Annotated in this window: 14 protein-coding genes; 9 read left to right on the top strand and 5 right to left on the bottom strand. The window is 60.4% G+C overall.

What is annotated here, in order from left to right:
• Positions 1-70 precede the first annotated feature (70 nt).
• The 5 genes from epd to fba all read left to right on the top strand — a co-directional run bounded on the left by epd (position 71) and on the right by fba (position 4,324).
• Positions 71-1,156, top strand: a complete 1,086-nt coding sequence (gene epd, locus AC1M7R_RS09205; protein WP_072390054.1) for an erythrose-4-phosphate dehydrogenase — start codon at positions 71-73, stop codon at positions 1,154-1,156.
• 24 nt (positions 1,157-1,180) lie between these two features.
• A complete protein-coding gene (locus tag AC1M7R_RS09200) occupies positions 1,181-2,344 on the top strand; it encodes a phosphoglycerate kinase (protein ID WP_072390051.1) in 1,164 nt (387 codons plus the stop codon).
• Between the two features lie 31 nt (positions 2,345-2,375).
• On the top strand, positions 2,376-2,597 hold the full coding sequence (locus tag AC1M7R_RS09195; RefSeq protein WP_072390048.1) for a hypothetical protein: 222 nt from the start codon (positions 2,376-2,378) through the stop codon (positions 2,595-2,597).
• Positions 2,598-2,654: 57 nt separating this feature from the next.
• A complete protein-coding gene (locus AC1M7R_RS09190; RefSeq protein WP_072390045.1) occupies positions 2,655-2,987 on the top strand; it encodes an MliC family protein in 333 nt (110 codons plus the stop codon).
• A gap of 272 nt (positions 2,988-3,259) precedes the next feature.
• Complete coding sequence (gene fba, locus AC1M7R_RS09185) at positions 3,260-4,324, top strand: class II fructose-bisphosphate aldolase (RefSeq protein ID WP_053156043.1); 1,065 nt, start codon at positions 3,260-3,262, stop codon at positions 4,322-4,324.
• Between the two features lie 54 nt (positions 4,325-4,378).
• On the opposite strand, the gene AC1M7R_RS09180 is transcribed toward fba, so the two are convergent.
• The 3 genes from AC1M7R_RS09180 to AC1M7R_RS09170 form a co-directional block, all read right to left on the bottom strand.
• Positions 4,379-4,648, bottom strand: coding sequence for an I78 family peptidase inhibitor (locus AC1M7R_RS09180; protein ID WP_072390042.1), 270 nt, complete (start codon positions 4,646-4,648; stop codon positions 4,379-4,381).
• Positions 4,649-5,298: 650 nt separating this feature from the next.
• On the bottom strand, positions 5,299-5,967 hold the full coding sequence (locus AC1M7R_RS09175; protein WP_072390039.1) for a polysaccharide lyase family 7 protein: 669 nt from the start codon (positions 5,965-5,967) through the stop codon (positions 5,299-5,301).
• A gap of 251 nt (positions 5,968-6,218) precedes the next feature.
• Positions 6,219-6,887 (bottom strand): polysaccharide lyase family 7 protein, encoded by a 669-nt coding sequence (locus AC1M7R_RS09170; RefSeq protein ID WP_072390036.1) that lies wholly within the window; start codon positions 6,885-6,887, stop codon positions 6,219-6,221.
• Between the two features lie 318 nt (positions 6,888-7,205).
• Between AC1M7R_RS09170 and AC1M7R_RS09165 the strand changes: the two genes are divergently transcribed.
• Genes AC1M7R_RS09165 through AC1M7R_RS09155 form a run of 3 tightly spaced genes read left to right on the top strand, consistent with a single transcriptional unit; the run spans position 7,206 to position 10,175 of the window.
• Complete coding sequence (locus AC1M7R_RS09165) at positions 7,206-9,329, top strand: putative bifunctional diguanylate cyclase/phosphodiesterase (RefSeq protein ID WP_072390033.1); 2,124 nt, start codon at positions 7,206-7,208, stop codon at positions 9,327-9,329.
• 41 nt (positions 9,330-9,370) lie between these two features.
• Positions 9,371-9,874, top strand: a complete 504-nt coding sequence (locus AC1M7R_RS09160; RefSeq protein ID WP_072430872.1) for a M48 metallopeptidase family protein — start codon at positions 9,371-9,373, stop codon at positions 9,872-9,874.
• A gap of 4 nt (positions 9,875-9,878) precedes the next feature.
• Positions 9,879-10,175: a winged helix-turn-helix domain-containing protein gene (locus tag AC1M7R_RS09155; protein WP_072390027.1), complete on the top strand. Its 297-nt coding sequence runs from the start codon at positions 9,879-9,881 to the stop codon at positions 10,173-10,175.
• 112 nt (positions 10,176-10,287) lie between these two features.
• Here AC1M7R_RS09155 and AC1M7R_RS09150 read toward each other — a convergent pair whose 3' ends face one another.
• Entirely contained in the window at positions 10,288-10,743 is a 456-nt protein-coding gene (locus AC1M7R_RS09150) for a GNAT family N-acetyltransferase (protein WP_072390024.1), read from the bottom strand.
• Positions 10,744-10,999: 256 nt separating this feature from the next.
• Between AC1M7R_RS09150 and AC1M7R_RS09145 the strand changes: the two genes are divergently transcribed.
• Positions 11,000-11,737 (top strand): substrate-binding periplasmic protein, encoded by a 738-nt coding sequence (locus AC1M7R_RS09145; RefSeq protein ID WP_072390021.1) that lies wholly within the window; start codon positions 11,000-11,002, stop codon positions 11,735-11,737.
• Positions 11,738-11,847: 110 nt separating this feature from the next.
• Here AC1M7R_RS09145 and yccS read toward each other — a convergent pair whose 3' ends face one another.
• On the bottom strand, positions 11,848-14,031 hold the full coding sequence (gene yccS / locus AC1M7R_RS09140) for a YccS family putative transporter (RefSeq protein WP_072390016.1): 2,184 nt from the start codon (positions 14,029-14,031) through the stop codon (positions 11,848-11,850).
• Positions 14,032-14,254: the final 223 nt, after the last annotated feature.

Raw genomic sequence — 14,254 nt, 5'->3', positions numbered from 1 at the left:
CGAGCTTGCTCGCGATAGCGGTGGCCCAGACGACACTGCCTCAATGGATTCAACCAGGTCAGAGAACCCCATGCCCCAACCGCGTCCCTACAGAGTTGCACTCAACGGCTACGGCCGGATTGGTCGTTGCGTCTTGCGTGCGTTGTTCGAGCGAGGAGCCAAGGCCGGGTTCGAGATTGTGGCCATCAACGATCTGGCCGACATGGCCAGCATCGAATACCTGACACGCTTTGACTCCACCCACGGCCGGTTTCCCGGCGAAGTGCGGGTCGAGGGCGATTGTCTGCATATTAACGGCGACTGCGTGAAGGTCTTGCGCAGTGCCACCCCCGAAGGCATCGATTGGGCGTCCCTGGATGTCGATCTGGTGCTCGAGTGCTCTGGCGCCTACCACACCCGCGAAGACGGCCAGCGTTTTCTCGCTGCCGGCGCGCCACGGGTGTTGTTCTCCCAGCCGATGGCCAGTGAAGCGGACGTGGACGCCACCATCGTCTACGGCGTGAACCAGGATTGCCTGACCGGCGAAGAGCTGCTGGTGTCCAACGCGTCCTGCACCACCAACTGCGGCGTGCCGCTGTTGCGCTTGCTGGACCAGGCCGTCGGCCTGGAATATGTGTCGATCACCACCATCCACTCGGCGATGAACGATCAGCCGGTGATCGACGCCTATCACCATGAAGACTTGCGCCGCACCCGTTCGGCGTTCCAGTCGGTGATTCCGGTGTCCACTGGTCTGGCGAGAGGCATCGAACGGCTGCTGCCGGAACTTGCGGGACGAATTCAGGCCAAAGCCGTGCGGGTGCCGACGGTCAACGTGTCCTGCCTCGATATGACGATGCAGACCGTGAGCGATACCGACGCCACCGAGGTCAACCGGATCCTGCGCGAAGCCGCCACCAGCGGCCCGCTCAAAGGCTTGCTGGCCTATACCGAGTTGCCTCATGCCAGTTGTGACTTTAACCATGATCCTCATTCGGCCATCGTCGACGCCAGCCAGACCCGCGTTTCCGGGCCTCGGCTTGTGAACATCCTGGCCTGGTTCGACAACGAATGGGGATTTGCCAACCGAATGCTGGACGTTGCCGGGCACTACCTGCAGGCGGCGACTTCGCTTTCTGATTCCCAGCGTTCTGTTTCAAAAAAACCTGCTCTCTAAACAGTTATCCAGGAATTGCGACCCATGACCGTGTTGAAGATGTCCGACCTCGATCTGCAAGGTAAGCGCGTACTGATCCGCGAAGACCTCAACGTCCCCGTCAAGGACGGTGTCGTCACCAGCGACGCGCGCATCCTGGCTTCGCTGCCGACCATCAAGCTGGCCCTGGAAAAAGGCGCGGCCGTGATGGTCTGCTCGCATTTGGGCCGTCCAACCGAGGGCGAGTTCTCGGCCGAGAACAGCCTCAAGCCAGTGGCCGACTACCTGAGCCGCGCCCTGGGCCGTGAAGTGCCGCTGGTGGCCGACTACCTGGGTGGCGTGGACGTGAAGGCCGGCGACGTCGTGCTGTTCGAGAACGTGCGCTTCAACAAGGGCGAGAAGAAGAACGCCGACGAGCTGGCGCAGCAATATGCCGCCCTGTGCGACGTGTTCGTGATGGACGCCTTCGGTACCGCGCACCGTGCCGAGGGTTCGACCCATGGCGTGGCGAAGTTCGCCAAGATCGCGGCGGCGGGCCCATTGCTGGCCGCCGAACTGGATGCGCTGGGCAAGGCCCTGGGCGCTCCCGCCAAGCCGATGGCCGCCATCGTGGCCGGTTCCAAGGTCTCCACCAAGCTCGACGTGCTGAACAGCCTGAGCCAGATCTGCGATCAGTTGATCGTCGGCGGTGGTATCGCCAATACCTTCCTGGCGGCCGCCGGTCATCCGGTCGGCAAATCCCTTTACGAGCCGGACCTGCTGGATACCGCCCGTGAAATCGCCGCCAAGGTCAGCGTGCCGCTGCCGGTGGACGTCGTGGTCGCCAAGGAATTCGCCGAAAGCGCCAAGGCCACCGTCAAGGCGATCGCCGACGTGGCTGAAGACGACATGATCCTGGACATCGGTCCGCAGACCGCGGCCAATTTCGCCGAGCTGTTGAAGGCTTCCCAGACTATCCTGTGGAACGGCCCGGTGGGCGTGTTCGAATTCGATCAGTTTGGCAACGGCACCAAGGTCCTGGCCCAGGCTATCGCCGAAAGCCCGGCGTTCTCCATCGCAGGTGGCGGCGATACCCTGGCGGCCATCGACAAGTACCGCGTGGCTGACCGGATTTCCTACATTTCGACCGGTGGCGGTGCGTTCCTCGAATTCGTCGAGGGCAAGGTGCTGCCGGCGGTGGAAATCCTCGAAAGCCGGGCCAAGGCCTGAGGTTAGGTTGACCGGGCAAAGGAGTGTTCTGATGGTCAAGACGTGGGCGCTTTTGTTTTCGACCGTGGCCCTGGCCGCTTGCGGGAGTCAACCGCAGGCTACGTCGGAGCCGGCTCCCCGTGAGCCGGAGCCAGGCTGCTACCAGGCGGAATGGCAGGCGGAAACCAACCCGGTGCTGAACAAGCGCTCCGGGCCGGACGGTCTGGACAAATACGAAACGCAAACCCCGGCCAAGGAACATGGCTGTCCTTGACGGGTCTGACCCTTTAACTCATGGCTGGCGGCCTGTGCCGTCAGTCGAGGAACACGGATGAAAGGCTTTATCGCCATCATGGCGTTGGCATTGCTGGCCGGTTGCGCGCAGTTGAACCTGTTGCATTCGTCCGAACCGGTGGCGGGTTGGACGACCTGGACTTGCGACAGCGAGGCCAAGGTCATCTGGCGCTATACCGACGATACCCGCAATGCTGTCGAGGTGCGCCTCGGCGGCGCCGAGCAGGTGTATCGCCTGAAGCAGGAACCGGGTGCGTCGGGTGCGCTGTACAGTGACGACATGCTGGCGTTCCATATCAAGGGTGAGGAAGGCCTGGCGTATTGGGTCGCCACCAATGATCTGATCGGACGCGGTTGCAAAGCCCAGTAATACGATTGAACCGACCACGAAAATCCAAATGTGGGAGCGGATCCAGTGTGGGAGCGAGCTTGCTCGCGATAGCGGTGTACCAGGTAACAGTAATGTTGAATGTACCCTCATCGCGAGCAAGCTCGCTCCCACAGGGATCGCGTCAGTATTTGGGTTTAGCGATACCGAACACGCAGGCCGGGGACAAACCCCGACCCGCAATGACTTGAATAGCCGCCGCCGCTCCGGCAGGCTGGCACGATTAACGACCCTCGACCGGGAGAGACACACAAATGGCACTTATCAGCATGCGTCAGATGCTGGACCACGCAGCCGAGTTCGGCTATGGCGTTCCAGCCTTTAACGTCAACAACCTTGAGCAGATGCGCGCCATCATGGAAGCCGCTGACAAGACCGACTCTCCGGTGATCGTCCAGGCTTCGGCCGGTGCTCGTAAATACGCCGGCGCCCCGTTCCTGCGCCACCTGATCCTGGCGGCGATCGAAGAATTCCCCCATATCCCGGTGTGCATGCACCAGGACCACGGCACCAGTCCTGACGTCTGCCAGCGCTCCATCCAGCTGGGCTTCAGCTCGGTCATGATGGACGGTTCCCTGGGCGAAGACGGCAAGACCCCGACCGACTACGAATACAACGTGCGCGTCACCCAGCAGACCGTGGCCATGGCCCACGCTTGCGGCGTTTCCGTGGAAGGCGAACTGGGTTGCCTGGGCTCGCTGGAAACCGGCATGGCCGGCGAAGAAGACGGCATCGGCGCCGAAGGCGTGCTGGACCACAGCCAGATGCTGACCGACCCCGAAGAAGCCGCCGATTTCGTCAAGAAAACCCAGGTCGATGCCCTGGCCATCGCCATCGGCACCAGCCACGGCGCCTACAAGTTCACCAAGCCGCCTACCGGTGACGTGCTGGCGATCGACCGCATCAAGGAAATCCACAAGCGCATCCCCAACACCCACCTGGTGATGCACGGTTCGTCCTCGGTGCCGCAGGAATGGCTGGCGATCATCAACCAGTACGGCGGCGACATCAAGGAAACCTACGGCGTGCCGGTTGAAGAGATCGTCGAAGGCATCAAGCACGGCGTGCGCAAGGTCAACATCGACACCGACCTGCGCCTGGCCTCCACCGGTGCCATGCGCCGCCTGATGGCAACCAATCCGAGCGAATTCGACCCACGCAAATTCCTCGGCGCCACCGTCACCGCCATGCGTGACGTGTGCATCGCCCGTTACGAAGCGTTCGGCACCGCCGGCAATGCTTCGAAGATCAAGCCGATCTCCCTGGAAGGCATGTACCAGCGTTACCTGAAGGGTGAGTTGAACGCCAAGGTCAATTGAGGCTTCAGTGGTGAGAAAACCCGCAGTGATGCGGGTTTTTTTATGATTGCTGGCTTAGCTGCAGGTAAAGCCTTTGATCTTGCCTTCCTGATCCACCGTGATGCTGAGACGATTCTTGTTTAAATCCTTGGTGAAAAAGATGCCACCTGGAGTGGTGCTTCTTACAGCATCTGCCCCGGCTTTGGCTTTGGCGTCATTCTCTGTGCTGGAATCGAATGTCTTGCCGACAAGATCCTTGACCAGCGTTTCATCGCAAGCGGCTTGGGCATGAGCGGCGGTGCTGAGCAGCAAGGCCGATACCAGGTTGAATAATCTGTGGCTCATGGTAGCTAAACTCCTTTTTATGGGGCCTCCATCGAAGGAATGCCCCAGGCGTTATATGGTCTGTACGACGCGATAGTCATGCTGCGTTGAACAACATGACCTCGGTTTTCGATGACTTTCCGTACAAATCTAAGCTACTGCGCTCAGTTGTTTGAAACTACTGTCATAGATGACAGTTTTTTAAGGGGATTTGGGCTTTGCGTCTGTGGTACCCGCCCGGGTGATTACAGTATTAGGAGGGGCGTGTCCTCAGGCTACTGTAGGAAATGACAGTTTTTTATAACTTTTCAGATGGATTGATTCTTCTTGTTCCCCATTTGCAGCGTATAGCCGCTCCAGCTTTACTTTGGGCGTTAATCTTGGTGCCCGTTAACCACGTTGGCCGAACGCAGGCTTTGTGCAGTGGGCATCCGGCCATGGATGATGGGATAGCTGCGCTGGGCCATGGATGGCCCTTCGCAGCGGGTCCTCGGAGCAAGGTCGGAGTGAGGGCGCACCGAGCCTGGGCGAGGTGCCGAGTGGTGGACCAAAAGCGCTTTGGTTGCTTTCGCGCTTTTCGAAAGTGAACCGCTGTAAGAACGGAACCGTCAGCAGCCCCGTTATCGCGGCAATGGACATACGCACGGTACCTGTCTATCGAAAGCACCCGATCAAGTGTTGTGATCGATATCCAGCTTGCTGAACGTCACTTTTCCGCCTTCGCTGGTATAGCCCGTGTTGTCCTGCACGTAGACGCCGGCCTTGAAATACAGCGGTTTGACGCGCCAGGCGCCGCCGACGGTGGTGTACCAGCTATACCCGGCGGCGGTGATGCCAAGGTCGCCGGTGCGGTCGAGGTGCAATCGGTAGGAAAAGGACCGATCGAGGGCTATGCCCGTGGCAATGGTGATGACCCGGCCCTCGTCGTCATCGGGGCGCATGCGCACCTTGGCGACAATATTCCCGGTTTTGCTGTCGTCCTTGTATTGGTATTCCAGCTTCACCATGGGCTTGTTGCTGTCCTTGGCGTGGATCTGGCCAATCACGACCTTGCCGCTGCTGGGGACCTGGTTGACGGCCAGCGTCGCGCTCAATTTATTGTCGGCCTCGGGGAACAGCCAGTTGCGCAAGGTGCCGTCTCTATAGGTCTCTCGCAATTCGCTGCGCGGATAGACGGCATTTTCAGTCTTGGTGCCGGTGACGGGCGACCAGAAATACACCGTGCTGCCTTCGGAGTTGAAGTACTTATTCTGGAACCCATCCACCAGCCGTGGTGTTTCGATGGTTTTCGGCGGGCTGCCTTCGGGAATGCTCAAGTTCCAGGTTGCAAGATCGACCATGTGCGGATCCCTCTACAGAGTAAAAAAGTTGCAAGACCTAGCCGAAGCCTCTAATTCGAGCTTTTCAGATGACTGGATGATGCGCGGGGTGACTTTTTCCTGTCCGTCAGAGTGGCCCTGGCCGATTTTGTGCCCGAGAAGCATGACCGTTGGTCGGCCAGGCTGAAAATTTTTTGAACGATGGCCCTATGGCATCTGTCGCTTGGTCGCCTCGCACAGGCAGCGTTCCCTGCTGCTGTGCCCCGTGAAAGTCAGATGTTGTGTTGGATTTCCAGCAGGCTGAACGTCACTTTTCCGCCTTCGGTGGTGTAGCCGGTGTTGTCCTGGACATACGCGCCGGCCTTGAAATACAGCGGTTTGACTTTCCAGCTCGGGTCGATGGTGGTTCGCCAGCTATAGCCCGCTGCGCTGATCCCCAGTGCACCCTTCGGGCTGAGGTGAATCTGGTAGGAAAAGTTGCGGTCGAGCTTTACGCCCGTGGCAATGGTGATGACCTGGCCTGTTTCGTCGTCGGGACGCATGCGTACCTTGGCGACGATGTTGCCCGTGGAGCTGTAGGTCTTGTACTGGTATTCCAGCTTGACCATGGGGCTGTTGCTGTCCTTGGTATGGATCTGGCCGATCACGATCTTGCCGGTGCTGGGCACCTGGTTGACGGCCAGGGTCGCGCGCAGCTTGTTATCCGCCGCCGAGTACAGCCAGTTGCGCAAGGTGCCATCGCTGTAGGTTTCCCGCAGTTCGCTGCGCGGGTAGATCGCGTTGGCGGTCGTGCTGCCGGTGACCGGAGCCCAGAAGAACGCAACACCGGTTTCGGCGTTGAAGTACTGGTCCTTGAACCCTTGCGCCAGGCGTGGGGTTTCGATGGTGATTGCTGGGCTACCTTCGGGGATGCTCAGGTTCCAGGTGTTAAGGTCAATCATGTTCAGATCCTGTCGTTAAAAAAAATGTGCACGCCACCGCGAAGGCTCTAACCCGCGCGTTCGGGGCGCCCTGATAACACCGGAATGAGCTTTTTGTGGTTTGTTCGGCGGATGCTTGACGTCAATAGTGCGTCGCTGAGGTCTATTGCAGTTTCTGTGCCTGAGGCGGGTGACCGTTAGTCGGCTATTTCGGGCTTTGTCAGGATGATGGCGTGATGACAGCTACTGCTTTTCATAAACCCGGTCTAGAGTGAGATCACAGTAATTTGTCCGTTTTGCTACTGAAAACGGACATGGCGCCCCGATAAGAGAAGCAGCATGGAATGCGTGCAACCTACGCTTGGTGAAGAGAACTCTGTCCTTCTGGTTGTTGATGATTACCCTGAAAACCTGATCAGCATGCGTGCATTGTTGCAGCGTCAGGATTGGCAGGTCATGACCGCGTCCTCGGGTGTCGAGGCCCTTAATCTGCTGCTTGAACACGACATCGATCTGGTGCTGCTGGATGTGCAGATGCCGGACATGGACGGGTTCGAGGTGGCGCGCCTGATGCGTGGCAGCCAGCGTACGCGGCTTACGCCGATTATCTTCCTGACCGCCAACGAGCAGTCCCAGGATGCGGTGATCAAGGGTTACGCCAGTGGCGCCGTGGACTACCTGTTCAAACCCTTCGACCCGCAGATCCTCAAGCCCAAGGTTCACGCCTTGCTGGAGCACCAGCGCAATCGACGGGCCTTGCAGCGCTTGAGCCAGGACCTGGAGGCGGCCCGGGCATTCAACGCCTCGGTGCTGGATAACGCCGCGGAAGGTATCCTGGTGGTGGATGAAGACGGCTGCATTCGCTTCGTCAATCCGTCGGCCTGTCGCCTGCTCAATGCCACCGCCGAGCAATTGCAGGGCACGCCGTTCCTGGACTATCTGCAGAAGCCGCACATTCCCCAGTGGGCCGATTCCGACATCCACGTCGCATATTGCCGAGGCCAGACCTGGCGCCTGCACGATGCGGTGTTGCGTACGGCGCCCGGCCAGCAGGTGTCGGTGGCGTTGTCCTGCGCACCGTTGCCTTCGGAGCAGAAAGCCATGGTGGTGACTCTCCAGGACATGTCGGTGGTCCGCCACTTGCACCAGCAACTCGAATTCCAGGCCGTCACGGACCCGTTGACCGGTCTGCTCAACCGCAGAGGGTTCTATCAGACCGCCGAGAACCTGCTGATGCGCAGCGAGCGCCTGGAGAGCAACTGGGTGCTGCTATACCTGGATCTCGATGGCTTCAAGCGCGTCAACGATTCCCTGGGCCACGATGCCGGTGACCGGGTGCTGCGCTGGGTGTCGGAACAGTTGAAGGCGTGCCTGCGGCCGTTCGACATCCTGGCGCGGCTCGGTGGCGATGAGTTCACGGCCTTGCTGGACCTGGAGCACCCGGAGCAGGCCGCCAAGATTGCCGAGAAGCTCATCGAGCGTGTCTCGATCTGCCAGCAGATCGAAGGCATGGATGTGACCCTGGGAGCCAGCATCGGTATCGCGACGTACCCGGACTGCGGTGCCAACCTGGATGGCCTGTTGCGGGCTTCCGACATCGCCATGTACGAGGCCAAGCGTGCCGGTCGCCAGCAATACCGTTTCTATGATCATGAAATGAACGGGCGCGCCCGGTCCCGGCTGATGCTCGAGGAAAGCGTGCGTTCGGCCATCGAGAACCGTGACTTCAATATGGTCTACCAGCCCCAGGTCAGCATCGGCGATGGACGTATCCGCGGCTTCGAGGCGTTGTTGCGCTGGCAGCACCCGAGCGTCGGCGATGTTCCGCCGGGCCTGTTCCTGCCGTTGCTGGAGGAGGCGCGACTGATCAGCCGGCTGGGCAGCTGGATCTACCATCGCAGCGCGGCCCAGCGCAAAGTCTGGGAGCGGCTGTTCGCCGATGACCTGGTGCTGGGGGTGAGCCTGAGCAGCACCCAGTTCGGCATGCCGAACCTGGTGACCGAGTTGCGCCAGGTGCTGGAGCGCCATGCCTTGAAACCCCGGCAACTGGAAGTCGAGGTGACCGAAGACGCGCTGATGCGCAACCCTGACGAAACCAACAAGCAATTGCGCCTGCTGCGTCATCTCGGCGTGCGGGTGGCGCTGGATGACTTCGGTTCGGGCCCCTGCTCGTTGACCCACCTGCGCGACCTCGAACTCGATACGCTCAAGCTGGATCGGCACCTGATCGCCCGATTACCGGACTCACCCCGGGATGCGGCCCTGGCTGCCTCGGTGATCGACCTGTGCTCGCAGTTGGGCTTGCGGGTGATCGCCGAAGGCGTGGAAACCGTGGAACAATATCGCTGGCTGCAAGCCCACGGCTGTGAATATGTGCAGGGCTTCCTCGTAGCGCGGCCCTTGATGGCCGAAGACACCGACGTCTTCGCCAAACCGTTCGACTGGAGCGCGGTGCAGGCTTGAATTCGCTACACTGACGGCCTTTTTCGACTGTCTTGCCACCGATGATTTCGCTCAAATACCTCCAGGCCTACCCCGCGGCCCTGCAAGCCCAGGTGCAGCAATTGATTGCCCAGGATCGCCTGGGGGATTACCTGCACCAGCGCTATCCCGGCCGGCATCAGATCCAGAGCGACAAGGCCCTTTACGGCTACGCGCTGGACCTCAAGCAGCAATATCTGCGTAATGCGCCGGCCATCGACAAGGTGCTGTTCGACAATCGCCTGGATCTCACCCACCGTGCCCTCGGGCTGCACACTACGGTGTCCCGCGTGCAAGGCAGCAAGCTCAAGGCCAGGAAGGAAATCCGCATCGCTTCGCTGTTCAAGGAGGCGGCGCCCGAATTCCTGAAAATGATCGTGGTGCACGAACTGGCTCATTTCAAGGAGTCCGACCACAACAAGGCGTTCTACCAGCTCTGTGAATACATGTTGCCGGGTTACCATCAGTTGGAGTTCGACTTGCGGGTATACCTGACCTGGCGCGACCTGCAATCAGCCAAGGAATGACCGGATGGACGTCAGCAAGACCAAAAGCAGTTTCTATCGCCGCCTGTATGTGGCCTACCTGATCGATAGTGGGGTGGCCAGCAACATTCCGGCGCTCACCGACGCCACCGGCATGCCGCGACGCACCGCCCAGGACACCGTCGCAGCGCTGGCAGACCTGGACATCGTGTGTGAGTTCGAACAGGAGAAGGGCGCCCGCAACCATGCCGGGCATTATCGGATCCGTGATTGGGGGGCGATTGATCGGCGCTGGATCGAGGCGAACCTGCAGCGGATCAAGGCGGTGCTCGAGTATCCCTGATGGTGGTGTGATGTCTTGGGCTGGCCCTATCGCGAGCAAGCCCTTCACATTGATCTTCAGACGCACGATCGAGGTACAACGTAGACCCCCCGTGGGCTTGCTCGCGAAGAGGTCAGCAGGGACGATGCATCCCGATGTGTGGAATACCATCCTCCAGATACTCCACGCCCACCACTTCAAACCCGTACCGTCCGTAATACCCCTGCAAATGCGCCTGGGCCGATAATGAGATCGGGATGCCGGGCCAGTGTTTCTCGGCGTGTCTGAGGCCCTGTTCCATCAGTTGATGGCCCAACCCCCTGCCCCGTGATTCTGGCGCGATCACTACGCGTCCGATCACCACGTCGCTGTTCTGCGAGTGGGGGTCGAGCAAGCGCAGGTAGGCCACCAGGTGGTTTTCCTGCCAAGCCATCAAATGACAGGTGTCACCTGCCAGGTCCAGGCCGTCAACGTCCGGATAGGCGCAATTCTGCTCGACCACGAACACGTCGGCGCGCAGTTTCAAGATGGCGTACAGCTGTTCCTTGCTCAGGTCACTGTGGTGTTTGCAGACCCAATCGATATCCATTTTTTTGAATTTCCTGAAGAAGCCGATGCCGATATTAAGCGCCCTTTCTTCGGAAGTCGCTTATCGGTGCGACCGAAAAAACTGTGATAAAGGCCAAAATGCCACCATTCATTTATCACGGCGTTGTCGCCTTTATGTAATCTTTTGGCAAGGCCTGCGCAGCGGCTTCAATGAGCTAATGTTAGGACGCAGGTTTCTGACTGTTCCTGAGTTTCGGCTAAAAACACGGGCTTTGCACCCTTCAAGGATGTCTGGCATGCCGCGATTGCATCAAGCTCTTGTTTTGATCGGGTTGCTGTGGGTGGGCCAGGACGCCTTTGGGCAGAAACTGCGCCTGGTCGGCGATGGCTGGCCCCCCTTTACCGATTCCACGCTGGTCAATGGAGGACTGGCGACCGACATTGTCAGCACCGCGCTGGCGCGTGCCGGCTATGCCAGTGAGTTCGAGCAGGTGCCCTGGGCCCGGGCGATGCTGGGCATCAGCGAGGGTCGTTATGACGTGCTGGTCAACGCCTGGTACAGCGAGGAACGCACCCATATCGGCCGGTTCTCGGCCGAATACCTGGTTAACCGGGTGCGCTTTCTCAAGCGCAAGGACGCTGCGGTCCAGTTCGACACGCTGCAACAGCTCTACGCCTATCCCATCGCCGTGGTTCGTGGTTATGCCTACTCGAAGGCGTTCGACGAGGACTCGCAGATGCAGAAAGTCCCCGTGCACAACTTCGCGATGGCGGTGCGCATGCTGGCGGCCGACCGTGTGAAGCTGACCCTGGAAGACGAATATGTCGCCCGTTATTACCTGGCCCACGAATCCGCCAAGGTGCGTAACGCTGTCGAGTTCCTGCCCAAGCCACTGAGCGAGAACAGCCTGCATATCCTGGTCAGCCTGAAGAACCCGAACCATGAGCAGATCGTGGCGGGGTTCGATCGGGAGATCGCGGCGATGAAGGCGGATGGCAGTTACGCGCGGCTATTGAAGCAACATGGCATGTAGTGACGGGCTACTGATGGCTTGTCCCAAGCAGGCTCGCTCCCGCATCTGGAATGCATACCGTTGTAGGAGCGAGCTTGCTCGCGATGAGGCCCGCTCAGACACCGTATGCCTCAAGCCTCGTCAGTTTCCTTGATCAGATGCGCCGCCAGGGTCCGCAGAGGGCCCAACTGACGACAGATCAGGCCCAGTTGGGTTTGTACCAGCCGCTGGCCTTCATCGATTTCATCGGGCATCTGCTCCAGCTCATTGGCCAGGGCTTCTTCCTCGTCGCTCTGGACCACGATCGGGGTTTTGCTCGCCAGGCCTTGGGCGATTTCATCGATGCTGGTCGCCAGCTTCGCTCCCGCTCCGTCGATCAACTGTTCGCGTACCTGCGCCGGCAGTTCGGTTCCCCGATGGGCGCCCAGGCCGGACAGATAGCTAAGCAAGGTGTGCGAGAGCACCAGGAAGCGGAACCCGACATCGGCTTCCTTACGAAAGTGCCCCGGCTCCATCAGCATGTTGGCCAGTGTGGTGGACAGCGCGGCATCGGCGTTATGGGCATTGCGGCGGGCCAGGCGATAGGCCAGGTCGTCCCGTTTGCCGGCGGCGTATTGCTGCATGATCTGGCGCAGGTAGATGCTGTTGCAGGTCAGCGTGTTGGCCAGCACCTTGTTCAGCCGGCGGCCCTGCCAGTCCGGCAGGAACAGGAACACCGCAAGTCCGGCGATCAGGCTGCCGAGCAGGGTATCGAACAGCCGCGGCAGCAGCAGGCCATAGCCGTCGCCCACCTGGTTGAAGCAGAACAGCACCATGATCGTGATCGCGGCTGTCGCCAGGGTGTAGCGGGTGGTGCGGTTGGTGAAGAACACCACCCCGGCGGCAATGGCGAAGCACGATTGCACCAGCGGGTTGGGGAACAGATCGAACAGTGCCCAGGCCACGATCAGGCCAATGGCGGTGCCGATGATCCGCTGGCCGAGCTTGCGTCGGGTGGCGCCATAGTTGGGCTGGCAGACGAACAACGTGGTGAGGATGATCCAATAGCCTTGTGACGGGTGGATCAGATGCACCATGGCGTAGCCGACGCTCAACGCCAGGGGCAGGCGCAGGGCGTGCCGGAACAGCAGCGAAGTGGGCGTGAGCTGGGTGCGCAGGCGCAGCCAGACGTCCTTGAGGCTGCGTGGCGAGCGATCCAGCAGGCTGCTGTCGGTGGCGTCGGCCAGGGCGTCGGGGTTGCTGGCATCGCTGAGCAGGCGATCCATGGTGCCCAGGTTCGCTGCCAGTGCCCGCAACGAACGCAGCAGGCCGCGCCAGGCCGGGTTGCTCTGGATTCGCAGGTGTTCCAGGGAAGCGTGCAGATCGTCGAGGGCTTCGGCAAAGGTATCGTCGTAGATGAACGGCTGGCGCATCTGGATCGATTCGGCAAGGGCCTGGCAAGCCTTGCCTTGCTGGCGCAACAGGCGCTGGCAGCGGAACAGTACGTCACTGTGGAAGAAGGCTTCGGCCAACGCGTTATAGGGGTAGTGGGACGAACTGGCGCGTTCGTGGATGTCCTGGGCGAGGAAGTACAGCTTCAGGTAGCGGCTGACCTTCGAACCCGGTCGACCATTGCCCACGCGGTGCAGGATGATCTCCTTGGCCGAGTTGAGCGCGGCCACCACACGGCCGTTCTGCTGCGCCAGTTCCAGGCGCCGGGCTTCCACGTCCAGTTGCCGGATCGGTTCGAGCAGCGACGACTTGAGCTTCAGGTAACGCCCCAGTTCGCGAAACAGCCGCGCCAGGCTCTGCTGCACCGGCTGGTTGGAAAAGAGCATGTGCCACAGCACCGAGAGCATGCCGTACCACGCCGCACCCGCCACCAGCAGCAAGGGCTCATGCCAGAAGTCGTTGACCGCGCCGCCGCGCTGGTCCACGCCGATCATGGTGTAGACCGAAAGAATCAGGGTGGCCGAGGCGATCGCGCCATAGCGCTCGCCCAGGGCGCCGAGCATGGTCAGGCCGAAGCTCGCCAGGGCCAGGGCGATGACGAACAGCACGGGATAGGGAAACAGCAGCTCCACCGATAATGCGGCGACGCTGAAGCAGACCAGGGTAACGGCCAGTGCGTTGAGGCGGCCCTGCCAGTTGTCGTCGGTCTCGGCCAGGGCACTGGCGATGATGCCCAGGAACAAGGGAATCAGCAGGGCCATTTCGTCCAGGTACCAGCACAGCGCCATGCTGCCGGTCAGGGCGATGAATACCCGCACGCTATAACTGAATTTATCCAACGCCCAAAGGCGACGCAGAGACTGACGGAACGAGGTCGATGACATGAAATGCACGGGCCTGACGGGCAATGACACTAAATTGAGGCAGTAATGACGCCGACGCAATGGCGGCGATCACATCTGACAGCAAAAAGTGTTCCGGGAGCCATCACCAGCCGCTGTGGGAGCGAGCTTGCTCGCGATGGCGGCAGTCCTGTCACATCGATGTCGACTGAACCGCCACGATGGCGAGCAAGCTCGCTCCACAGGGTTATCGCGTTCAAATCGT

The organism is Pseudomonas sp. MS01C9 (genome assembly GCF_058202755.1).
The sequence above is the reverse complement of the archived record's forward strand: the minus strand, read 5'-3'. Positions and strand labels throughout refer to the sequence as shown.